Consider the following 23,507-nt stretch of genomic DNA (forward strand, 5'->3'; position numbering starts at 1 on the left):
GACGTCGCCGCCCCGCCGGCGGAACTGAGAGACATCTCATGCTTAAGCCGCCCCGACAGGGGGAAAACAGGCGCAGGTCGCGGTTCGGATCGGGCCCCCGACAATCCCAGGAGGCACGATAGTGAGTAATGGCAGTCCGCAGGGATCGGCAACCGACGGTGACCGGCCCGAAGTCTGGCCGGGCAAGGCCTACCCACTGGGTGCCACCTACGACGGGTCCGGCACCAACTTCGCCGTCTTCAGCGAGGTAGCCGAGCGGGTCGAACTCTGCCTGTTCGACGACGACGGCGCCGAAACCAGGATCGCGCTCCCCGAAGTCGACGGATTCATCTGGCACGGCTTTCTACCCAGCGTGCAGCCCGGTCAGCGGTACGGCTACCGGGTCCACGGTCCCTACGATCCGGGCAACGGCCAGCGCTGCAACCCGAACAAGCTGCTGGTCGACCCGTATTCGAAGGCCATCGACGGCTCATTCCAGTGGGACCAGTCGCTGTTCAGCTACAACTTCGGTGATCCGGACAGCCGCAACGACGACGACTCGGCGGCCAACATGCCCAAATCGGTGGTGATCAACCCGTACTTCGACTGGGGGGTGGACCGTCCGCCCGGCCATGAGTACGCCGACTCCGTCATCTACGAGGCGCATGTCAAAGGCCTGACGCAGACGCACCCCGCCATTCCGGAGCGCATTCGCGGCACCTATTCGGCGATCGCGCATCCCGCGATCATCGAGCACCTGACCAATCTCGGCGTCAACGCCATCGAACTGATGCCGGTGCACCATTTCGCCAACGACTCGACACTGATCGACAAGGGCCTGTCGAATTACTGGGGCTACAACACAATTGGATTCTTCGCCCCCGACTTCAAATACACCGCGAGCAACACACCCGGCGGTCAGGTTCAGGAGTTCAAGGCGATGGTCCGCGCGTTGCACGAGGCCAACATCGAGGTGATCCTCGATGTCGTCTACAACCACACCGCTGAGGGCAACCACCTCGGTCCCACGCTGTCCATGCGCGGCATCGACAACGCCGCCTACTACCGTCTGGTCGACGACGACAAGCAGTACTACATGGACTACACCGGCACCGGCAACAGCCTGAACGTCGGCCACCCGCACACCCTGCAACTGATCATGGATTCGTTGCGGTACTGGGTCACCGAGATGCATGTCGACGGATTCCGCTTCGATCTGGCGTCCACACTGGCTCGTGAGTTCTACGACGTCGACCGCCTGTCGGCGTTCTTCGAACTGGTGCAGCAGGACCCGATCGTCAGCCAGGTCAAGCTGATCGCCGAACCGTGGGATGTCGGTCCGGGGGGTTACCAAGTGGGCAACTTCCCGCCGCAGTGGACCGAATGGAACGGCAAGTACCGCGACACCATTCGCGACTTCTGGCGCGGCGAGGACGCCATCCTCAGCGAGTTCGCATCCCGGATCACCGGTTCGGCCGACCTCTATGAGCACACCGCGCGCCGCCCGGTCGCATCGATCAACTTCGTCACCGCTCATGACGGGTTCACCCTGCGAGACCTGGTGTCCTACAACGAAAAACACAACGAGGCCAACGGCGAGGACAACAACGACGGCGAATCGCACAATCGGTCGTGGAACTGCGGCGCCGAGGGACCCACCGAGGATCCGGAAATCAACGCGCTGCGCGCCCGGCAACAACGCAACTTCCTGGCGACAACCATTCTGTCGCAAGGTGTGCCGATGATCTGCCACGGTGATGAACTCGGCCGTACGCAGCATGGGAACAACAACGGCTTCTGCCAGGATTCCGAATTGACCTGGATCAACTGGGACAATGCCGACCAGGATCTGATCGAGTTCACCGGGATGGTGACCGCCCTGCGGGCCGAGCACCCGGTGTTCCGCAGGCGGCGTTTCTTCACCGGCGCCCCGGTGCGCCACCGCGGTTCCGCCGGCATACCTGACATTTCGTGGTTCCGTCCCGACGGTTCGGAGATGAGCGACGAGGACTGGGACTCCGGATTCGGCAAGTCGGTGGCGGTGTACCTGAACGGCCTCGGCATTCCGGGCACCGACTCGCGCGGCCAGCGAATCACCGACGACTCTTTCGTGCTGTGCTTCAACGCACACCACGAGCCGATCGAATTCGTCCTTCCCCCGGACGATTTCGGGCCGAGTTGGCTGCCGGTGCTCGATACGGCGGTCGACACCGGCCGGGTGGAGTCGCCGGACGCGCTCCCGCCCAAGGGCAAGATCACCGTCGAAGGCCGAGCGGTGGTGTTGCTGCAGTTGCAGCAGCCCGAATAGGCGCGACCTGCGGCCAGGCTCTCGGTTGCCGCCACCCCCGGTTGAGCTCACCGGGTGCGGGTATCTCTGCGAGGTGACCGACCTCGGATTGATCGTCGTAGGCAGCGGACCGGCGGGAGTCGCGGCGGCAGCGTCGTTTCGCGAACACCGTCCCGACACACCCGTGCGTATTCTCAGCGCTGACGTCGATGTGCCCTACCTCCGTCCGCCGTTGAGCAAGGAATACCTGCGCGGGGAGACCGATGACGTCGTGCTGCACCCCGTGCAGTGGTTCCGTGACCGGGCGATCGACCTCACCCTCGATGCGCGAGTCGACCGCCTCGACCTCGCCGAGCGGGCCGTCCACGTCGGTCAGCAGCGCTATCCGTTCGAGTCGCTGGTGCTGGCGTGCGGAGCCGCCCCGGTGACCCCGCCCTTTCCCGGCGCCGAGTATGCGCTGCCGCTGCGGTCACTGGCCGACGCAACTGCGCTGCGCACCGCCGCGGAAGGCGCCGACTCCGCCGTCGTGATCGGGTCGGGGTTCATCGGCTGTGAGGCCGCCGCTTCCCTGGCGCTGCGCAACGTGGCGGTCACTCTTGTTGCGCCGGAACCGCTTCCGCAGGAACGCCGACTCGGCAAGGAGGCCGCCGAACGCCTGGCCGGGCTGGTCGCCGAGACCGGTGCCCGGCACGTCGGCGGGGTCAGCGTCGAAGAAGTCACCCGCACCGGGGTGCGGTTGGACAACGGCGTCACCATCGACTGCGATCTGGTCTTGGCGGCCACCGGCGTGGCTCCGCAGAGCGGTATCGCCGCCGAAGCCGGCCTGGACGTGCGCGACGACCGCATCGTCGTCGGCACCGACCTGGCCACCTCGGTCCGCGGCGTGTTCGCCGCCGGCGACGTCGCTCTGGCACGCCACGCCCTGGCCGAACGCCACCTGGCCGTCGAACACTGGCAGGACGCGGATGACCAGGGTGCCGCAGCCGGTGCCGCCGCGGCCGGCAACGATGCGAAATGGGATGCGGTGCCCGGTTTTTGGACGTCGATCGGCGATGCGACGGTCAAGTATCACGCGTGGGGTGACGGCTTCGAACGCTGCCGCCTCGTCGAGCATTCCGACGGTTTCACCGTCTGGTACGAAGCCGGCGGTGCCACGGTCGGCGTGTTGACCTACAACGCCGACGACGACTACGACCTCGGCGAGCGGTTCATCGCCGAGTCCCGTCCGGCACCGGTGCCGATGCAGTGACGACCCGCGCCGCCGATTTACCGGCGTCGTCGCGGGGTATGTGACCCCTACCAGTCCAGAACGAAGGATCGTCATGAGCGCAAAGTCCAAGACGCTGTACATGCCGTTGTCGATCGTCACCAGCGTGACGGGAGGGCTTCTCGCCGGCGCTGTTTTCAGCCAGGTGTGGAAGCGCTTCAGCAACGACGACCAGGCACCGCCGGATCCCAAGGACCTCAGCAACTCCACGCGCGCCGCCCTGCTCGGCGCCGGACTGCAGGGGCTGATCTTCGGCGTGGTGAAAGCCGCCGTCGACCGGGCCGGCGCCCGCGGCTACCAGGCCGTGACGAACGAGTCCCCCGTCCCCTAGCGAACCCCGGCAGCAACACTAGAACGTGTTACAGTTCTGCCGATCGGGACCACCCGGGCCCCGTGTGCGAGGAGACCGGATGGCTTCGGATCAGCACCACCGAGATGCGCAGCCGCAGCGGTGATTCGGCGGTGAGCAAGACGCGCTCACTGGCGCTGATCGCCGTCGCGTACTTGGTCGCCGTCGCCGCGGCCGCCGCCTGGCTGGCGTGGGGTCCGACGACCGGCCGACTCTGGCTGGACACCTTCGTCGCCGACGTGCTGGCCACCCTGGTGGTGTTCGCCTTCAGTCGCGCCTTCGGCAATTCCAGCTTCTACGACGCGTACTGGAGCGTCATCCCGCCGCTGCTGACGTTCTTCTGGTGGAGTCAGGCCGGTCCCGGCGTCGACCAGTTGCGCTGCTGGTTGGTCGCCGTGGTCATGACCTGGTGGGGCGTGCGGTTGACGGCGAACTGGGTCTACGGATTCCCCGGGCTGCACCACGAGGACTGGCGCTACCCGATGTTCCGCGAGCGCGCCGGACGTTGGGAGTTCGTCGTGGACCTGGTCGCGATCCACCTCATCCCGACCGTGCAGGTGTTCGCGGCCACCGTGCCGGTCTATGTCTGCGTGACCCACCCCGGCACCGGCATCCGGTGGCTGACGGTCCTTGCGTTCGTCGTCGGAATGTCGGCGGTAACCCTCGAACTCGTCGCCGACGTGCAGTTGCATCGTTTCGTGCGCGACCGGCGTCCCGGCGAGGCGATGACCCGCGGGTTGTGGAGCTGGTCGAGGCATCCAAACTACTTCGGGGAGTTCAGTTTCTGGTTCTCCCTTGCGCTGTTCGGAGTTGCCGCGTCGCCGTCGGACGCGTGGTGGTTGTTCCTCGGCGCGATGGCGATCCTGGCCATGTTCCTGGGCGCCAGCATCCCGATGATGGAGCAGCGCAGCCTGCAACGCCGCCCGGACTATCAGGACGTCATCGACCGGGTGCCGCGGTTCGTGCCCCGACCGGTTCCGAAAGCCCGGGCGTGAGCCGCAACCGTGTCGTTGTCGCGGGGCTGGGCGATGTCGGCGTGTTGACCGCGATCCGGCTGGCCCCGCACGCTGATGTGGTTGGCATCTCGGTCAAGCCCGGGTTGGTCAGCGGTCAGGAACTCGGGGTTCGACTGGCCCGCCCCGGGGACTGGGCGCGGGACTACTGGATTCCGTTCGACCGGTTCCGCCGACTCGACGGAGTGCGGACGGTGCAGGCGGAACTGACCGGAGTGGACCTGGACGCCCGGGCGGTTTTCGCCCGGCGCGCGGACGGCAGCACCGTCACCGAGAAGTACGACGCACTGGTGATCTCGACCGGGGTCAGCAACGGATTCTGGCGGCAACCCACATTGCAGTCACCTGCCGAGGTCGCCGCACACCTCGACGCGGCGCACCGGCAGCTGGCGGACGCCGAGTCGGTGATCGTCGTCGGCGGCGGTGCCGCCGCGGTCAGCAGTGCCGTCAACCTGGCCACCACCTGGCCGGACAAGAAAGTCGACCTGTACTTTCCCGGCGACCGCCCGCTGGGCGAGTATCACCCGCGGATCTGGAAACGCGTCCATGCCCGGTTGTTCGAACTCGGGGTGGGGTTGCATCCCGGCCACCGCGCCGTGGTTCCCGACGGCTTCGCCGGGGAGGTGATCACCGATGAGCCGGTCCGGTGGAGCACCGGGCAGGCCCCGGCCGTCGCTGCGGCCGTGCTCTGGGCGATCGGGCGGGCACGACCCAATACCGGCTGGCTGCCGCCCGAACTGCTCGACGAGCACGGCTTCGTCCGGGTGACCCCCCAGCTGCAGGTCCCCGGGCATGCCGACGTATTCGCGATCGGGGACGTGGCGGCTACCGATCCGCTGCGCAGTTCAGCCCGCAATCGCGGGGATGCATTGCTGAGCCGCAATATTCGCGCCTGGTTGGCCGGACGCCCGTTACGTGACTTCCGGGCACCCACCCGGCGGTGGGGTTCGTTGGTGGGGCCGCAACCCGACGGGCTGGAGGTGTTCTTCCCCACCGGCCGCGCCTTTCGCTTCCCGGCCTGGGCGGTCGAGCACGTCGTGATGCCCTGGATCGTCCGGTGGGGCATCTACCGCGGCGTGCGCGAGAACAGCCCCGCCGACTGAGAGGAGTGCGCCGTGGAAGTGTGGGAACTCGTTGCGCGCGAACAGATTCGCGACACGCTGGCCAACTACAACTGGTCAGGTGACGCCGGACGGGTCGAGGCGCTGGCCCAAACGTTCTGCACCGACGGCGTGCTCGAGATTCGTGGCATGGAACCGCTGTGCGGGCGCGCGGAAATCAGCGCGTTTCTCGGCGGTGTCGCCGGCGGCGTCGGCAGCTCCGGCGCCGACGTCAAACCCGTCGTCCGGCACATCCTGACCAACGTGTTGTTCATCGACTTGGCGGCCCAGCGAGCCGAGGTCGCGTCGTACTTCACCGTGGTGACCCACATCGGTCTCGACCATTTCGGCCGCTATCGCGACATCCTGATCCCCCGGGACGGCACGTGGCTGATCAAACACCGGAAGGTGTCGACCGATTGGGCAGCCTCCGATTCGGTGATGGCCCGGCCATCGACTGCGGCAGATCAGTTACGGCCCGGGTAACCGCGGCGCACGGTTCGGTCCAGAATGCCCAGCGTGGCTCGCAGCGCACCCTCGGAGATGACCGGGAAGATGCCCGCCTCGCGCCACTGCTGCCCGATGTTGGACCAGTCGTAGAACGACGTGACCACGGTGCCCCCGGAGTCCGCCGGCTCCAGCCGGTAACCGTAGACGTGGCCGATCTGCGGTTTGATCTGGCCGAGCACCGTCCAGGCGATCAGCCGGTCCGGTTCGAATTCGGTGATCTCGACTGTGACGTCGTATTTACCGAGCTGGGGGAAATCGTTCAGCGACTCGCGGTCCATGTGGATCACGAAGCTGTCGCCGACAGCCTGCACCGGGGCGCCGTCGGCGTCCTGCAGCATTCCTGACGAGTCGATCGCGACGTGTCCCTGCGGGTCGCAGAGCACCGCGAAGATGTCCGCCGCCGGAGCCGCGATGGTGCGATTGGTTTCAATCCGGTCAGTCATCGGTCCTCGCAGTGGTGGGTGACGCATCGAGCGCAAGACTTCACTCTACGACCGCGGCGGGGCGGTCAACCGATCAGCTTCGTCAGCCAATTCGGGTTCTGCAGGTCCACACCGCCGTTGCCGTCCCACACGAATGGGGTGCCGGTGGCATGGAAGCCCGCCAGGCTGGTGGCGGCGTTGTCGGCCTTGGTCTGGCCGGTCGTCAAGTTCGAGCGGGACCGGATGCAACCGGTGGTGGTCGTGTTGGCACCTCCGGTTTGCGCCAGATTCGCCAACTCGATGTCGGTGCGGTCGGACAACGCGCCTTCCTGCGGCTGGAAGTCACTGCCGAAGATGGCGGTGTAGAAGTTGGTGTAAACCTTCGGATCATTCTGCGCCGCAACACAATACGAGGCTGCGATCGCACGGGTCGAATAGTTCTTGGTATGCGACTGCTGGTCGAGGAAGTTGAGCAGGTGGTACCGCACCGCGAGCTTCTTATCGGCGACCGCGCTGTCGATGTCCGCGGCATAGGACCGGATGAACGCGCCGCACGGCGGGCAGATCGGTTCGTTGAAAATGTCGATCGTCGTGGTTGCGGTTGAGCTGCCGATGAACACGCCGTCGTTGAGCACGTTGAGCTGAACACTGCTCGGATCCACCGCCGGAGTGGGCGGTTCGGCGCTCGGTGCCAAGGACCGCTTCGACCCGCTGAACCCGATCATCACGCCACCCACGATCGCCACGATCACAGCGATGGCAAGCCCCGCCCACAACCAGGGTTTGCGCAGCAACCCCTTCGGTCGCGCCGGTGGTGGGCCCCACGGTGGTCCGCCGCCGGTTCCCGCGGGAGTGCCTCCCCAGCTGTGGGTGCCCCACTGTCCCGGCACCGGTCCGCTCGGCGCCGGGGGCGAACCGAAACCCTGCGGTGGGGGCCACATCGTTTGCGGCGGATGCCCGGCCGGTATCGCCGGGGGCGGGAAGCCGCTGTGCGGTGGCCCGGTGAACGCGGGCGGCACCTGGGCCACCTGACTGCGTTGCAAAATGGTGGCCGCCCGGTCCTGGTCGGTGGTGGCGAGCGCGGCGTACGCGGCAGCCGACAAGTCGCCGCAGGTGGGGTAACGATCTGCCGGGTCCTTGGCCATGCCTCGGGCGATCACCGGGTCGAAGCCGGCCGGCACGCCGGGCCGGGCGACGCTGGGTCGCGGGACAGGCTGGTTGAGGTGGGCGCCCATCACACTGAGCTGGTCACCCCGGTAGGGCGGGGACCCGACCAGGCACTCGTGCAGTACACAGGCCAGCGCGTAGATGTCGGCGCGGTACGTCACTTCGGTCTCGCCGAACCGCTCCGGGGCCATGTAGTAGAGGGTTCCCACGGTGCTACCCAGCTGAGTCAGCCTCTCGTCCGTGGTCGCACTGGCGATACCGAAATCGACGAGGTACGCGAAATCGTCGCCGCTGATGAGAATGTTCTCCGGCTTCACGTCGCGGTGGGTGATCCCTGCCGCGTGCGCGGCGTCGAGCGCCGAACCGATCTGGCGCACCACGGCGACCGCGCGCGGCGGCGTCAGTGGGCCGTACCGCTTGAGGATGGCGGCCAGGTCAGCGCCGTCGATGAGGCGCATGTCGACGTAAAGCTGACCGTCGATCTCGCCGTAGTCGTGAATCGGCACCACGTGGGGTTCCTGTAAACGTCCCGCGGTGCGCGCCTCGCGCTGCATGCGCTGCCGGAAGACGGGGTCCTTCGACAGCGTCTGGGACATTAGCTTGAGCGCCACGATCCGTTCCTTGACGGTGTCCTCGGCCTCATAGACATCGCCCATGCCGCCGCGACCCACCAACCGCCGCAACAGATACGGCCCGAACCGGGTGCCCTCCCGCGAACCCTCGGTCGCGTCGTCCATTGCCGACTCCTCACCCGACTCCCGCGCAACGATCCGGAAGCGCGCTTGCACCTGCGGCGATTACCGCTGGCGGATACGGCTACACGGCGGTCTGCCAGGGCTAAGGCTAATGGTTGCGGCGTGCGGTGGGCGCAGTTGACCGTCGCTGCGGCCTTACGAGTTGCCGACGTGGCGAAGACAACATAAGAACGCGCCCAGAACTGACCTCGGTGTGCGCAGGGTATGCAATACTCACGTGCAATAAGCTAAGGGTAGCCAAACTTAAGTTGAGGAGCTCAGGACGCTGCCCCCTGGATACGTACCGATGACGCACCATTTCGCCACTTCCGTAGCAGAACCGCTCCGAGGCGGGGCGCGGTGATCGCCTGGATGGGTGCGCCCCCCGAAGTTCACTCGACCCTGTTGAGCAGCGGCCCGGGTCCCGCAACGCTGCTGGCGGCGGCCGCGGCATTGAATTCCCTCAGCGCCGAGTACGCCGGGGTGGCCGCAGAATTGTCCGCAGTGCTGAGTGCGGTGCAGGGCGGCGCCTGGGCAGGTCCGACCGCCGCGCAGTACGCCGCCGCCCACGTGCCCTATCTGGCCTGGCTGACCCAGATGAGCGCCAACAGCGCCGGTGCCGCCGCGCAGCACGAGGTGGTTGCGGCGGCCTACTCCGGAGCGCTGGCGGCGATGCCGACGCTTACCGAACTGGCAGCCAACCATGTGCTGCACGGGGTCCTGGTCGCGACGAACTTCTTCGGCATCAACACGATCCCGATCGCGGTGAACGAAGCGGACTACGTGCGGATGTGGATTCAGGCCGCCACCACCATGAGTGTGTACGAGGCGGTGTCGTCATCCGCGCTCACAGCGGTGGCTCCGACGGAGCAGGCCCCGCAGATCCTCGCCGCCGAAGCCGCACCCGCCGAACCGGCGACCACGCCCCCCACCGACCCCATCGAAGAGTTGCTGGCCGGGTCAGAGCACTTCACCAGCATGTACCGGGCACTGAAAGGGCTGGTCTCCGACCCGTTCGGCACCGTAGTACAGCTGATCACCGATTTCGCCGCCAACCCGGCCGAAGCGGCCGTCACCTGGCTACCGCTCTTCTACGTCTTCGCCTACGCGGCAACTTTCGGGGTGCTGGGGACACCCATGTATGCCGCCGCAGCGGCGCCGTTCGGGGTGATCCCGCTGGCGCTGGCGCTGTCCACGATCTCGGTGGTCGCCGAGGCCCCCGCCGCCCTGATCGCCGAGGCGCCCGCGGTGCCTGTCGAAGAACGCGTGTTGCCCGTCGCCAGCATCGCACCGACCGTCACCACCGCGGGTGCGGTTCCGGCACCGAGCAGCCTGCCGGCACAGACCCCGGCGGCCAGCACCGCTCCCGCTCCCCCGGCAGCGGGCTTGCAGAGCTTCGCTTACCTGGTCGGTGGCCCCGGGCCCGGTCCCACGCTGGGCCCCGCCCTGCACAACAAGGCCACCGCCGGGGCACCGGCGTCAGGCATCTCGGCGGCCAGTGCCGCATCGGCGGCCGCGGCGGCGCAAGCCAAAGCTCGCCGCCGGCGCCGCGCCGACGTCAAGAACCGCGGTTATCGCGACGAGTACCTGACGCTGGACGACACCCCGGACTGGTCACCGGACCAACCCCCGCTCGACGAGTTCCCGGCATCCACCAGCGGCGCCGGCCCGCTCGGATTCACCGGTACCGCAACGAAATCCAGAATTCGCGACGCTGCCGGGCTGACCACCATCGCAGGCGACCCGTTCAGCGATGCCCCGACCGTGCCGATGATGCCGAGTACGTGGACCACCGAACTCGGCGACGGGGAACCGCGCGCGGACTGAGCCCGCCCGGGTCGCCGGGCGTGGGGGACGCGAATCACCAGGTCCGCGGTTGCGGGCGGCCCCCACACCCGACGACGTTCATCACAGGATGTAGAGCATCTCCTGGTAGGTGGGCAGGGGCCACAAGTCGTCGGCCACAACGCTTTCCAGGGTGTCGGCAGCGGTCCGCACCGCCTCCATGGCCGGCAGCAGTTCTTTCTGGGCGTGCGCGGCCTCGTCGAGTGCTGACGTGGCCGAGTGGTCGGACAGCGCCGACTTCAGCGTCGCCAGCGCCGCGGTGAGATCCACAATCGGAGCCGAAACATCCTGCAGTGCAGCCATACTGGGCTCCATACCGGCCGCCTTCAAGATCGCGACGTTCTGCGCGAGTTCGGTCTGGTAGCGCACCGCGGCCGGCAGGATGACCGTGGTGCCCATCTCCAGCGCCAGCTTCGCCTCGACGCCGATGGTCAGCGCGTACTGCTCCAACCGCACCTCGTACCGGCTGTGCAGTTCGCGCTCGGTGAACACGCCGTACTTCTCGAAGACCGCCACCGCTTCCGGCTTGATCAGCTCCGGGATGGCGTCCAGCGTGGTCTTGAGGTTGGGTAGACCGCGCTCGGCCGCCTCGATCTGCCAGTTCTCCGAGTAGCCGTCGCCGTTGAACACCACCGCACCGTGTTCGGTGATGACGTCGGTGAGCAGCTTCTGCACTGCCGTATCGAAGTCCTCCCCGGCGGCGACAGCCTCTTCCAGGATGGTGGCCAGGTAGTCGAACGAGTCGGCCATGATCGTGTTGAGGATGATCATGGGCACCGCGACGGTCTGCCCGGAACCGGGCGCCCGGAATTCGAACCGGTTGCCGGTGAACGCGAACGGGCTGGTGCGGTTGCGGTCACCGGCATCCGTCGGCAACGGGGGCAGCGTGTCGACACCGATGATCATGGTGCCCTTGCCTTTCGACGAGGTGGCCGCGCCCTTGGCGATCTGCTCGAAGACGTCGGCGAGCTGCTCACCGAGGAAGATCGAAATGATCGCCGGCGGCGCCTCGTTGGCACCCAGCCGGTGGTCGTTGGTGGCCGAGGCCACCGACACCCGAAGCAGTCCGGCGAATTTGTGGACGGCGCGGATCACCGCGGCACAGAACACCAGGAACTGCGCGTTCTCGTGCGGAGTGTCACCGGGAACCAGCAGCGAGCCCAACTCGGAGTTGCCCACCGAGAAATTGACGTGCTTGCCGGAGCCGTTGACACCGGCGAACGGCTTCTCGTGGAACAGACATTCCATGCCGTGCTTCTTGGCGATGGTCTTGAAGATCGTCATCAGCAGCTGCTGGTGGTCGGAAGCGATGTTGGCCCGCTCGAACATCGGCGCCACCTCGAACTGACCGGGAGCGACTTCGTTGTGCCGGGTCTTGGCCGGGATGCCGAGTTTGAACAGCTCCCGCTCGGTGTCCATCATGAAGCCCAGCACCCGCTCGGGCACCGCACCGAAGTAGTGGTCGTCGAACTCCTGACCCTTGGGCGGCTTGGCGCCGAACACCGTACGGCCGGCATTGATCAGGTCCGGCCTGGCCAGGAAGAAGTGCCGATCGATCAGGAAATACTCCTGTTCGGGCCCGCAGAACGAGACGACCTTGTTGTGGCCCTGGTGGCCGAACAACGCCAGGATGCGCTCGGCGTGCACCCCCATCGCCTGCTGGCTGCGCAGCAGTGGCGTCTTATAGTCCAGCGCCTCCCCCGTCATCGATACGAAAACCGTTGGGATACACAGCGTATTGCCGTTGGGGTTCTCCAGGATGTACGCCGGGCTGGTGACGTCCCAGCCGGTGTAGCCGCGGGCCTCGAAGGTGCTGCGCAGCCCGCCGGACGGGAAGCTCGAAGCATCCGGTTCGCCCTGGATGAGGGTCTTCCCGGCGAACTCGGCAAGGGTCTGCCCATCGGAGATCGGCTCGAGAAAACTGTCGTGTTTTTCGGCCGTCAACCCGGTCATCGGGTAGAACACGTGCGCGTAGTGGGTGGCGCCCTTCTCCAGTGCCCAGTCCTTCATGGCCACCGCGACCGCATCGGCCACGGCCGGGTCGAGCTTGGCACCCTTCTCGATGGTTGCGACGATGGACTTGTACACCGATTTGGGCAGTCGCGCCTGCATCTCCGCCTTGGTGAAGACATTGGCGCCGAATATCTCACCAGGGGCCTCACCTGCTACGAAGCTGATCGCCGGAGGGATATAGGCCTCGACGTTGTTGATCGCCTGCAGGCGGACCGCGTTTCCGCTCAATGGAGTTCCTTTGTCACGAAGGGGTCCGCGAGGATTCGACGGACGCTAGACCGACCCACCGTAGGAACCTTCGATGGCAATCCTGTTACGCCCGAGTCAACGCTGAGGCAGCGTTGATTGCGAACGTGAGACGTCACACTGCGGCGGTCGCGAGGGTCAGGGCCTACGCTGTGCCCTGAAGGGGGATCTCTATGCAGCAGTTGAGTTGGAGCGACGACATGATGTTGCGGGCCGAGGGGCCGGCGACACCGCTGCAGATTCAGATGCTGCTGATCTACGACCCGTCCACGGCCCCCGGCGGCAAAGTCACCTTCAAAGGGATTCTGGAGGAACTCGACGCCCGCCTGCATCTGGCCGATGTCTTCCGACGTCGGCTGACCGAACTCCCGGGCGGCCTGCACATGCCGTACTGGGTCGACGACCCGAACTTCGACCTGGAATACCACGTGCGCCACATCGGTCTGCCGCAGCCCGGCGACTGGCGACAGCTCTGCATCCAGGTGGCCAGACTGCACGCCCGGCAGATCGATCTACGCCGCCCGCCGTGGGAGATCACCGTCATCGAAGGACTCAACGCCGTGCCGGGGGTGCCGAAGGGCTCCTTCGCCATGGCGCTGAAATTGCACCACTGCGCGGTCGACGGCATGGCCAGTGTGCAGATGATCGCGGCGTTGCACGACCTGGCCGCCGACGCCGCCCGTCCCCCGGCCCCGGAACGCCCCTGGCGGCCGGCGTCGCTGCCGTCGACCGCCGACCTCGTCTCGCGCACCGCGCTCAACGGGGCGTTGTACCCGGCGCGGGCCGGCAGAGTGTTGGTGTCGAATGCGCCGAAGTTGGTGCGGGGTCTGATCGGCTTGCCCGGCAAGGTGTTCGGCGGACTGGTTTCTGATGGCAGCAGGCCGACGTTTCCCCCCAAAACCCGCTTCAATCAAGCGGTTTCGCCGCATCGGGTGTTCGAGGCGCGGTTCCATGAGCTGGCTGATTTCAAGCGGATCAAAGCGCGCGTGCCCGGTGCCACGGTCAACGACGTGGCGCTGGCGTACGTCGGTGGTGCGCTGCGGGAGTATCTGGACGGGCACGGCGAGCTTCCCGAGGCATCGCTGGTCGCGGCGTGTCCGATCTCGCTGCGCGACGCGGCTGACAGCGGCAGCAACGGAAACATGTTGTTCGGCCGGCTGCAGACACTCGGGACCGACATCGCCGATCCGCTGGAACGACTCGCGAGCATCGCCGAGGCTACCGCGCAGAGTCGTACGGAGTCCGAGCAGTCGACCCGGACACAGGTGCTCGAGCTGGTGGCGACCCTGCCGACAGCACTGCTCGGAGTGACCGCGAAAGCCGCCAGCGTGCTGCCCTTCTCCGGTCCGACCGTCGCCAACACGACCGTCACCAACGTGCCGGGACCCACCGTGCCGATCTTCTTCCACGGTGCCCGGCTGCTGCGCGCCGCAGGCCTGGGCCCACTGATCGGGGGTTTGAACCTGTGTCACGTGGTGGCTAGCTATGACGGCACGCTGTCCATCAGCGCCACCGCCGATCGTGACGCGCTGCCCGACCCGGCCCGGTACGCCGAATGCATGGAACAGGCTTTCCAGGACCTGCTTGCCGCGGTGGACTGACCCGACGGTGAAGGCCAACGACGGCGCTTTGCGCCGGAGTCTGGGTGTCGGCGACGCAGCGATGATCGGTCTCGGTTCGATGATCGGGGCCGGGATCTTCGCCGCACTGGCGCCGGCAGCGCGGGCTGCCGGAAAGGGGTTGTTGATCGGTTTGGCGGTTGCCGGGGTGGTGGCGTACTGCAACGCGACCTCGTCGGCGCGGCTGGCAGCGGTACACCCCGCTTCGGGTGGCACCTATGTCTACGGCCGCGAACAGTTGGGCGAGTTCTGGGGCTTCCTGGCGGGATGGGGTTTCGTGGTCGGCAAGACCGCGTCCTGCGCGGCCATGGCTCTCACCGTCGGCTGGTATGGGTGGCCGGAGCACGCGCACGCGGTCGCAGTTCTGGCGGTGACGGGTGTGACCGTGGCCAACTATCTCGGCGTGCAGAAGTCCATGTGGCTGACCCGCGGCATCGTGGTGGCGATCTTGCTGGTGCTCACCGTGGTAGTCGTTTCGGCGACCGTCACCGAGGCCGGTGATGTCACCAATTTCGGTGTAATAGAAGACATTTCACCGAGTGGTGTCCTGCAGTCCGCCGGACTGCTGTTCTTCGCGTTCGCCGGCTACGCACGCATCGCGACGCTGGGTGAGGAGGTGCGCGACCCGGCTCGCACCATCCCACGTGCGATCCGGATCGCACTCGCGCTGGCGCTGGCAGTCTATGCCGGGGTCGCCGTCGCTGTACTGAAGGTGTTGGGGCCCAACAGGCTTGCCGCCACGTCGAGACCGTTGACCGCGGCAGTGCAGACGGCGGGTCATCCGGGGTTGGCGCCGATCGTGGAAACCGGCGCGGTGGCAGGTGCATTCGGTGCCCTGCTGACGCTGCTGATGGGGGTCTCCCGCACGATGCTGGCGATGGCGCGGGACAGTCACGTGCCACGACAACTGGCGGCGGTGCATCCGCGCTTCGGGGTCCCCAATCGGGCGGCGGTCGCGGTGGGAATAGTGGCGGCAACACTGGCGGCAACGACTGACCTGCGCGGTGCTATCGGGTTCTCCTCGTTCGCCGTCCTGGTCTACTACGCGATAGCCAACGCGTCGGCGATGACCTTGCGGCCTGACCAAGGACGGCCGCCGAGGATCATTCCGGTGGCGGGATTGATCGGCTGTGTGCTCGTCGCCTTCGCGCTGCCCGTCACCTCGGTGGCCGCGGGTGTGGCCATTCTTGTTGGGGGCACACTGCTGTTCTGGTCACGGCGCGGACGTCACCGGGGCAGGGATGCAGCGATCAGTTAGCCGACACGGCTTAGGTCCCGGCAGAAAAGGACTTTCGGCACCCGCGCCGATGCGGTCACGCTGAGTAACCTCGTCGGTATGACACGTCTGGACGAACACACCGGTGCCACTATCCTGTCGGCAGGAGAATGCTGGGATCTGTTGGCGGGCTTGACATTAGGCCGGCTGGTCACGGTCGTGGACGGCCGGGCCGAGATCTTCCCGGTGAACTATGCGGTGCAACGCAAGACGATTCTGTTCCGGACCGCAGGCGGTACCAAGCTGGTCAGTACCGCGATGAACAATCAGGTGGTGTTCGAGGTCGACGACCATGACGTCGCACAGGGTTGGAGCGTGATCGTCCGGGGCGTCGCCCGCTCGGTGCGCGGCGACGAACAGATCGAGGAAGCGGACCGGGCGCAGGTACTACCGTGGACGGGATCGGACAAGTCGCACTATGTCCGGGTGATCCCGGAGGTCGTCACCGGCCGCCGCTTCCAGTTCGGTCCTGCCGCCGGCTGATCCCCCGCTGTCGACGAACGTCCGCTCGACAACACCGCCGGGGCCATCCGCCCGGGCTCACTCGTTGGAGACCGCCGGTGATTCCTCCGGAGTCCAGGCCGGCGGCTGGCCCGGTCGACCCGGGAACAGGAAATCGACGAATGCCGCGGCCGTTGGCTGCGGTTCGTGGTTGGCCAGCCCCGGACGCTCGTTGGCCTCGATGAAGTAATAGTCCTCGCCGGCGACGTCCGGCACCAGCAGGTCGATGCCGGTCACCGGGATGCCGATCGCCTCGGCCGCGGCTATCGCGACGCGGCACAATTCCGGGTTCACCTGTGCCGTCACATCGTGGATCGTCCCGCCCTGGTGCAGGTTCGCCGTGTGCCGGACCCGCAGTCGGGTGCCTTCAGGCAGCACATCGTCGAGCGACCAGCCGTATTCGGCGACGGTGGCCTCGGTCACGTCGTCGAGCGGGATGCGCGACTCCCCGCCGGTGGACGCCGAGCGACGCCGACTCTCGGCCCCGATCAGGTCCCGGATGGTGTGATCGCCGGTGCCGATCACTTCGGGCGGCATACGCAGCGCCGCCGCCACGACCCGGCCGTCGATCACGACCAGCCGAAGGTCATTGCCCTCCACCCGCCGCTCGATCAACACCTCTGGGCACTGCTCGCGGGCGCGCGCCAGCGCGGCGGCGAGCTCGCCCGGTCCGTGTTCGGCGGTGATGCCGACGGTGATGCCTTTGCCCTGCTCGCCGCGGGTGGGTTTGACGACGACTTCGCCGACCTCGGTCAGGAACGCGTAGTCGGCGTCGTCGAAGGTCGCTAGGCGTGCGCGTGGCACCGTGATGCCGACATCGGCCACCAGGCGGCGGGTCAGCCGCTTGTCGTCGCACCGGCACATCGCGACCGCCGAGGTGAATTCGGACAGTGATTCCCTGGTGACGATGCTGCGGCCGCCGTGGGTGAGCCGGATCTCGCCGGTCTCGGCGTCGAGCACCTCGACCCAGATACCGCGGCGCATGGCCTCGTCGGCGATGATCCGGGCATACGGATTGAGATCGTCGATCGTTTCCGGGGGCGGCGTGAACAGCGGTTCGTTGATCGCGTTCTTGCGCTTGATCGCCAGCACCGGGACCCGGCGGAAACCCAGTTTCTCGTACAGCGCGGTGGCGGCGGAATTGTCGTGTGCGACAGACAGATCCATGTAGGCGCGACCCTTGGTGCGGAAGTGCTCGGCCAGCGCCCGGGTGAGTGCCCCGCCCAGCCCCGGCAGCCCGGCGGCGGGATCCACCGCCAGGCACCACAGGCTCGATCCGCGTTCGGGGTCAGCGAACAGCACTTCGTGGTCGACGCCGGTGACGGTGCCTACCACGGCACCGTCCTCGTTGCGCACGGCGAGCAGATAGGTCACCGCTTCCACTTCCAGGTGGTTCTGCCAGATCGTTTCGACCGGCGCCGAGACCATTCCGCACCGCACGTAGACGCGATTCATCGCGTCGGCGTCCCCCACGTCCTGCAGGGTGCGCACCGTGACGTAGGTGGGCGGCGTCGGTGGTTCTTCGGGTGCTGCCCGTCCCGCAAAACGCAGGCGGTAGGTGTGGCTGGGGTCGATGAACAGTTCGGCCGGTGCTTTGGCGACCACCACGTGGGACTCGCGCGCATAGATGCAGATGTCGCGCCGGCCGGGCGCTTCCCGTCGCAGAGTTTCGGCCAGGGTGTCGGCGTCGCTGAAGGTCTGACCGAAAATCAGTCGGCCCCAACCTAATTCGAGCTCCACATTATGAGCCATCACTTCGGCGAACTCGGGTGGTGACGCATTGTGCAGCGCGAGCGTGATCGCCTCGGGGTGGTTTTCCGACGGGTCGATGACCGTCATGCCGCGGTCCCCGTCACACCGTGCTTCTGTAGCCACATCTCCAGCAGGGCGATCTGCCAGAGCTCGTTGCCGCGCAGCGGGGTGAGCCTGCGGTTGGGGTCGGCCAGCAGCGCCTCGACCGCTTCGGAACGGAACAACCCGCGCTCCTTGGCGACCGGCGCGTAGAGCGCGTCGCGGACCATGTCCAGGTACGGGCCCTCCAGATGGGTCAGGGCGGGCACCGGGAAATATCCCTTGGGTCGGTCGATGACCTCGGCGGGGATCACCCGGCGGGCGGCTTGTTTGAGCACGCCTTTGCCTTCGTGGGCAATCTTGAGTTCCGGGGGGCAGGTCGCGGCGAGCTCGACCAGTTCGTGGTCCAGGAAGGGCACCCGCCCTTCCAACCCCCAGGCCATCGTCATGTTGTCCACCCGCTTGACCGGGTCGTCGACCAGCATGACGGTCGTGTCGAGCCGTAGCGCACGGTCGATTCCGGTTTCGGCGTTGGCGCGCGCGAAATGCTCGGTGACGAACCGTTCGCTGGGATCGTCGGCCGCGACATTCTCCGGGGCCACCAGAGCCTGGAGACCGGCCACGTCGCGGTCGAAGAAGGCGGTCCGGTAGGCCGCGACCGACCCGGCCAGGCTGGCGGCGGACTGCGTACCCATCGGCGGATACCAGTGATAGCCGGCGAACACCTCGTCGGCGCCCTGCCCGGACTGGACGACTTTGACGTGTCGCGACACTTCCTGACTGAGCAGGTAGAACGCGACACAGTCGTGGCTGACCATCGGTTCGCTCATCGCACCGATCGCGTCGTCGAGTGCGGGCAGCATCCGGTCGGTTCCGATGCGGATCTGGTGATGATCGGTGCCGAAACGCTCGGCGATGATGTCGGAGTACCGGAACTCGTCGCCCTCGACACCACCCACCGACTCGAACCCGATGGAGAACGTCGCGAGCCCATGCTGGCCCGCCTCGGCGAGCAGCCCCACGATCAGGCTGGAGTCGACCCCGCCGGAGAGCAGGCAGCCGACCGCGACGTCGGCGACGAGTCGTCGTTCGACCGCGGTGCGCAGCGCCGACAGCACGGCGTCCTCCCAGTCGGTTTCCGACCAGTCGGAGTGCTCGTCCTGCCGGGTGAAGTCAGGGGTCCAGTAGGTGGTAGCCGTGCGCCTGCCGTCCGGTTCGATCGCCAGCAGCGAACCCGGCGGGATCTTGCGCACCCCCCGCAGGATCGTGAGCGGCGCGGGCACCACCGAGTGAAACGTCATGTAGTGATGCAGTGCGACCTGGTCGATGCGGGTGTCCACACCGCCCCCGGCCAGCAGCGCGGGCAGCGCCGAAGCAAACCGGATGCGGTGACTGTCCTCGGTCAGGTACAGCGGTTTGATGCCGAGCCGGTCGCGGCCCAGCAGTACTCGGCCGCTGTCACGTTCGGCGATCGCGAAGGCGAACATCCCGTGCAGGTGCGTGACGAAGTCGTCGCCCCAGCGGTGGTAGGCCTTGATCAGAACCTCGGTGTCGCTGTGCGAGAAGAACCGGTAACCGTGGCCCTCGAGCTCGTGGCGCAGTTCTTTGTAGTTGTAGATGCAGCCGTTCCAGGCGATGGTCAGGCCCAGCTCGGCGTCCACCATCGGCTGGGCGCCGGCTTCGGTCAGGTCGATGATCTTGAGGCGACGATGGCCCAGCGCGACTCGGCCCTGGGACCAGACGCCCGCCCCGTCCGGCCCGCGCGGTGCCATCACGTCGGCCATTCGCGCAACCGCGGCTACATCGGGCACCCGGCCGTCGAGTCGCACCTCTCCGGTGGCTCCACACACCTTTTCGACCTTAACGGGCCAATTCAACGCGCGCAGAGCGGGCACGATCCTGCGTGTCCGGCGACCGATGTACGGTTCGACCGTGCAGGTGGATGCGATGACGATTCCGCGGCCGCTGAATGACATCGGTGAGGTGGCCCGGCGCACCGCGGCGGCGGGATTCAGCGGGCTGCTGTTCACCGAAACCGGACGCACCGCCTATCTCAACGTCGCGGTCGCGGCCCAGGCCGCCCCCGGCCTGGACTTGTCGACGGGTGTCGCAGTCGCCTTCCCACGAAGCCCGTTCGTCACTGCGGCGACGGCGTGGGAACTGCAAGAGGCGACCGGCGGGAGGTTCCGGCTCGGTTTGGGCACCCAGGTGCGCACGCACGTGGTCCGGCGCTACGGCGCCGAGTTCGAACGGCCCGGCCCCCGGTTGCGGGACTACGTGCGAGCGGTGCAGGCGTGTTTCGCCGCATTCCGGACCGGCACGCTGGACTACCACGGCGAGTTCTACGACCTCGACTTCATTACCCCGCAGTGGAGTGCGGGTCCTATCGACGCCCCCGACCCCAAGCTCGACGTGGCCGCGGTGAACCCCTGGATGCTGCGGATGGCCGGCGAGGTGGCCGACGGCGTTCATGTGCACCCGCTCGGCGAACCCGGGTATCTCGCGCGCCATCTGGTGCCGAACGTCGCCGCAGGGGCCGCGCGGGCGGGCCGCTCCTCGTCGGACGTGGCGGTGATCGTCCCGGTGATGACGATCGTCGGCGACACTGAGGAGGAGCGTCGCCGGGAGCGCGAACTCGTCCGCACCAGCATCAGCTTCTACGCCAGCACACCGAACTACGCGTTCATCCTGGACGAGGCCGGATTCGAAGGCACCACCGCGCGGTTGCGGGCCAGGCAGAAGGCCGGTGACTTCCAGGGGATGGCGTCGGAGATCACCGACGAACACATCGCGGTCTTCGCCACCGAGTCGACCTGGGACGGGTTGGCCGAGGCCCTGGTTGCGAAGTACGACGGCATCGCCACGCGGATCGTGCTGTACAACGCCCTCAGCGACACCGAACGGTTCGAACGCTACGGCGAGATCGCGCGGCAGCTGTCCGCTCGCTGAGCCTGTGTTGTGACGCCCGCAAATGCGCGGATTGCGACGCATAACGGTCGGCAAAGCGGCTATAGGGTTTACAGACAACTGCCTGTGTTCCTGAGAGGTCACGCCATGCCTGCACCATCAGCTGAGGTCTTCGACCGGCTGCGTCAGCTCGCCGCAATCAAAGACGTCGACGACCGTCCGACCAAGACGATCGACGAGGTCTTCACCGGCAAGGCGCTGACCACCATCCCGATCGGCACGGCTGACGACGTCGAGTCGGCGTTCGAGCAAGCCCGCGCGGCTCAGTCGCAGTGGGCGAAACGTCCGGTCGACGAGCGCATCGAGATCATCCGCCGCTACCGCGACCTGGTGATCGAGAACCGCGAGTTCCTGATGGACCTGCTGCAGGCTGAGGCGGGCAAGGCGCGGTGGGCGGCGCAGGAGGAGATCGTCGACCTGATGGCCAACGCCAACTACTACGTGCGGGTCGCCGCGGACCTGCTCAAGCCGCGGAAGGTGCAACCGCTGCTGCCGGCGATCGGCAAGACGACGGTCAGCTATCAGCCCAAGGGCGTGGTCGGGGTGATCTCGCCGTGGAACTACCCGATGACGCTGACCGCGTCGGACTCGGTGCCGGCGTTGCTGGCGGGTAACGCGGTGGTCCTCAAGCCGGACAGCCAAACCCCGTACTGCGCCCTGGCGTGCGCCGAGTTGCTGTACAAGGCGGGGCTGCCCCGGGCGTTGTACGCGATCGTGTCCGGCCCGGGTTCGGTGGTGGGCACCGCGATCACCGAGAACTGCGACTACCTGATGTTCACCGGCTCCTCGCAGACGGGCAGTCATCTCGCCGAGCAGGCCGGCCGTCGCCTGATCGGGTTCTCGGCCGAACTGGGTGGCAAGAACGCGATGATCGTGACCCGCGGCGCCAACCTGGACAAGGCCGCCAAGGCCGCTATCCGGGCGTGTTTCTCCAATGCTGGCCAGCTGTGCATCTCCATCGAGCGGATCTACGTCGAGAAGGACATCGCCGACGAGTTCACCCGCAAGTTCGGTGACGCCGTGCGCAAGATGAAGCTGGGCACCGACTACGACTTCTCCGTCGAAATGGGCAGCCTGATCTCCGAGGGTCAACTCAAGACCGTCTCCGACCACGTCGAGGACGCGACGAGTAAGGGCGCCACCGTGATTGCGGGCGGTAAGGCCCGCCCCGACATCGGGCCGCTGTTCTACGAGCCCACCGTGCTGACAGACGTGACACCTGAGATGGAGTGCGCGGCCAACGAGACGTTCGGGCCGTTGGTCTCCATCTATCCGGTCGCCGACGTGGACGAAGCCGTGGAGAAAGCCAACGACACCGAGTACGGGCTGAACGCCAGCGTGTGGGCCGCGTCGTCGGCCGAAGGCGAACAGATCGCCACCCGGTTGCGCTCGGGGACGGTGAACGTCAATGAGGGTTACGCGTTCGCGTGGGGCAGTCTGAGCGCGCCGATGGGCGGGATGGGTATATCCGGCGTCGGCCGCCGGCACGCCGCCGAAGGCCTGCTGAAGTACACCGAATCGCAGACCGTTGCGACCGCGCGGGTGTTCAACCTCGATCCGCCGTTCGGGCTGCCGTCGCCGCTGTGGCAGAAAGCGCTGTTGCCGGTGGTGCGCCTGGTGATGAAATTGCCCGGCCGGACATAACAAGATCACCAAGATCTGTCCCATGCGTCCCATCCGACACTAAAGTGCACTGGGTGGGGACGCGCAGGTCAGGCAACGGCTGGGGTCGAGGGCTGGCCATTGTGGCCTCGCTCATCGTCGCCGCCGGCATGATCTACGCCCAGCAGACCACACCGAAGTCGCCGTGTTGCGCCGACGCGCAGCAGACCTCGGCCGCCGCCCCGACCAGCAAACCCACCGCGCCCGCCCAGGGTGCGCCACAGACCGCCAGTGCCGAAGAAGCGGCCCTGCTGGCCGGCAACGCGCCCGCCGTCGCCCAGGACTTCCAGGTCGCACTGCCGCCCAGTGTCGCCCCCGAGGGCGGCCTGCAGATCAAGACCATCTGGGCAGCGCGCGCCATCGGCGTGCTGTTCCCCGAGATCACCACCATCGGCGGGTACCGACAGGACGCGCTGCGGTGGCATCCCAGTGGGCTGGCGATCGACGTGATGATCCCCGACCACGGCAGTCCCGATGGCATCGCGCTGGGCAACCAGATCGCCGGCTTGGCGCTGGCCAACGCCAAGCGGTGGGGCATCGACCACGTGATCTGGCGGCAGAAGATCTACATGGGCATCCGCACCGGCAGCTGGACAGCCGACCTCGGCAACGAAACCGCCAACCACTACGACCACGTGCACATCGCCACCAACGGCGGCGGGTACCCGACCGGGCACGAGACCTACTTCATCGGGTCGATGACCCCGACCCCGCCGGACTGAGCCCACTGACCCCTGCCGAACCACGGCATCTTCGACG

At 67.0% G+C, this 23,507-nt stretch carries 18 protein-coding genes; 13 read left to right on the forward strand and 5 right to left on the reverse strand.

The annotated features are described in order from the left end of the window. Positions 1 to 121 precede the first annotated feature (121 nt). The 6 genes from glgX (at position 122) to AC5Y5Z_RS19725 (ending at position 6,481) form a co-directional block, all read left to right on the forward strand. Positions 122 to 2,287 carry a glycogen debranching protein GlgX gene (glgX, locus tag AC5Y5Z_RS19700; RefSeq protein ID WP_499918633.1) on the forward strand — a complete coding sequence of 722 codons (2,166 nt, stop codon included), beginning with the start codon at positions 122 to 124 and terminating at the stop codon, positions 2,285 to 2,287. Between the two features lie 73 nt (positions 2,288 to 2,360). After that, a complete protein-coding gene (locus tag AC5Y5Z_RS19705) occupies positions 2,361 to 3,515 on the forward strand; it encodes an NAD(P)/FAD-dependent oxidoreductase (protein WP_499918631.1) in 1,155 nt (384 codons plus the stop codon). A 73-nt stretch (positions 3,516 to 3,588) separates the two neighbouring features. Continuing rightward, complete coding sequence (locus AC5Y5Z_RS19710; protein ID WP_463825337.1) at positions 3,589 to 3,864, forward strand: DUF4235 domain-containing protein; 276 nt, start codon at positions 3,589 to 3,591, stop codon at positions 3,862 to 3,864. 104 nt (positions 3,865 to 3,968) lie between these two features. After that, entirely contained in the window at positions 3,969 to 4,877 is a 909-nt protein-coding gene (locus AC5Y5Z_RS19715; protein WP_499927092.1) for a DUF1295 domain-containing protein, read from the forward strand. After that, positions 4,874 to 5,998 carry an FAD-dependent oxidoreductase gene (locus tag AC5Y5Z_RS19720; protein ID WP_499926993.1) on the forward strand — a complete coding sequence of 375 codons (1,125 nt, stop codon included), beginning with the start codon at positions 4,874 to 4,876 and terminating at the stop codon, positions 5,996 to 5,998. Before AC5Y5Z_RS19715 ends, AC5Y5Z_RS19720 begins: the two co-directional genes overlap by 4 nt. Before the next feature lie 12 nt (positions 5,999 to 6,010). After that, on the forward strand, positions 6,011 to 6,481 hold the full coding sequence (locus tag AC5Y5Z_RS19725; protein ID WP_463825335.1) for a nuclear transport factor 2 family protein: 471 nt from the start codon (positions 6,011 to 6,013) through the stop codon (positions 6,479 to 6,481). Here AC5Y5Z_RS19725 and AC5Y5Z_RS19730 read toward each other — a convergent pair. Next, a complete protein-coding gene (locus AC5Y5Z_RS19730) occupies positions 6,463 to 6,948 on the reverse strand; it encodes an SRPBCC family protein (protein ID WP_499926995.1) in 486 nt (161 codons plus the stop codon). The genes AC5Y5Z_RS19725 and AC5Y5Z_RS19730 overlap by 19 nt on opposite strands. A 65-nt stretch (positions 6,949 to 7,013) precedes the next feature. Next, positions 7,014 to 8,831 (reverse strand): serine/threonine protein kinase PknE, encoded by a 1,818-nt coding sequence (locus AC5Y5Z_RS19735; RefSeq protein WP_499926997.1) that lies wholly within the window; start codon positions 8,829 to 8,831, stop codon positions 7,014 to 7,016. A 369-nt stretch (positions 8,832 to 9,200) separates the two neighbouring features. Here AC5Y5Z_RS19735 and AC5Y5Z_RS19740 point away from each other — a divergent pair, with 369 nt between their 5' ends. Further along, on the forward strand, positions 9,201 to 10,655 hold the full coding sequence (locus tag AC5Y5Z_RS19740) for a PPE family protein (RefSeq protein WP_499918660.1): 1,455 nt from the start codon (positions 9,201 to 9,203) through the stop codon (positions 10,653 to 10,655). Positions 10,656 to 10,736: 81 nt separating this feature from the next. Here the strand turns inward: AC5Y5Z_RS19740 and AC5Y5Z_RS19745 are convergent, their stop codons facing one another. After that, positions 10,737 to 12,914: a glutamine synthetase III family protein gene (locus AC5Y5Z_RS19745; RefSeq protein WP_499926999.1), complete on the reverse strand. Its 2,178-nt coding sequence runs from the start codon at positions 12,912 to 12,914 to the stop codon at positions 10,737 to 10,739. 191 nt (positions 12,915 to 13,105) lie between these two features. Here AC5Y5Z_RS19745 and AC5Y5Z_RS19750 point away from each other — a divergent pair, with 191 nt between their 5' ends. From AC5Y5Z_RS19750 to AC5Y5Z_RS19760, 3 genes are all read left to right on the forward strand, one after another. After that, positions 13,106 to 14,533 carry a WS/DGAT/MGAT family O-acyltransferase gene (locus AC5Y5Z_RS19750; RefSeq protein ID WP_463825331.1) on the forward strand — a complete coding sequence of 476 codons (1,428 nt, stop codon included), beginning with the start codon at positions 13,106 to 13,108 and terminating at the stop codon, positions 14,531 to 14,533. A gap of 7 nt (positions 14,534 to 14,540) precedes the next feature. Further along, entirely contained in the window at positions 14,541 to 15,809 is a 1,269-nt protein-coding gene (locus AC5Y5Z_RS19755) for an APC family permease (protein WP_499927094.1), read from the forward strand. Between the two features lie 78 nt (positions 15,810 to 15,887). Next, positions 15,888 to 16,310, forward strand: coding sequence for a pyridoxamine 5'-phosphate oxidase family protein (locus AC5Y5Z_RS19760; RefSeq protein WP_463825330.1), 423 nt, complete (start codon positions 15,888 to 15,890; stop codon positions 16,308 to 16,310). Between the two features lie 57 nt (positions 16,311 to 16,367). On the opposite strand, the gene ngg is transcribed toward AC5Y5Z_RS19760, so the two are convergent. Next, positions 16,368 to 18,167: an N-acetylglutaminylglutamine synthetase gene (gene ngg / locus AC5Y5Z_RS19765; protein WP_463825329.1), complete on the reverse strand. Its 1,800-nt coding sequence runs from the start codon at positions 18,165 to 18,167 to the stop codon at positions 16,368 to 16,370. After that, positions 18,164 to 19,969, reverse strand: a complete 1,806-nt coding sequence (locus AC5Y5Z_RS19770) for an N-acetylglutaminylglutamine amidotransferase (RefSeq protein ID WP_499927096.1) — start codon at positions 19,967 to 19,969, stop codon at positions 18,164 to 18,166. The genes ngg and AC5Y5Z_RS19770 overlap by 4 nt, the downstream gene beginning before the upstream one ends. Positions 19,970 to 20,051: 82 nt before the next feature. Between AC5Y5Z_RS19770 and AC5Y5Z_RS19775 the strand changes: the two genes are divergently transcribed. The 3 genes from AC5Y5Z_RS19775 to AC5Y5Z_RS19785 all read left to right on the forward strand — a co-directional run bounded on the left by AC5Y5Z_RS19775 (position 20,052) and on the right by AC5Y5Z_RS19785 (position 23,470). Further along, a complete protein-coding gene (locus AC5Y5Z_RS19775; RefSeq protein ID WP_499927002.1) occupies positions 20,052 to 21,068 on the forward strand; it encodes a TIGR03617 family F420-dependent LLM class oxidoreductase in 1,017 nt (338 codons plus the stop codon). Between the two features lie 105 nt (positions 21,069 to 21,173). Beyond that, complete coding sequence (locus tag AC5Y5Z_RS19780; protein ID WP_499927004.1) at positions 21,174 to 22,730, forward strand: succinic semialdehyde dehydrogenase; 1,557 nt, start codon at positions 21,174 to 21,176, stop codon at positions 22,728 to 22,730. Between the two features lie 44 nt (positions 22,731 to 22,774). Then, the gene (locus AC5Y5Z_RS19785; RefSeq protein ID WP_463825325.1) at positions 22,775 to 23,470 is read left to right on the forward strand and encodes a VldE C-terminal domain-containing protein; all 696 of its coding nucleotides are present in this window, start codon (positions 22,775 to 22,777) and stop codon (positions 23,468 to 23,470) included. The last annotated feature ends 37 nt before the right edge of the window (positions 23,471 to 23,507 follow it).

It is taken from the genome of Mycobacterium sp. NGS29 (genome assembly GCF_059812965.1).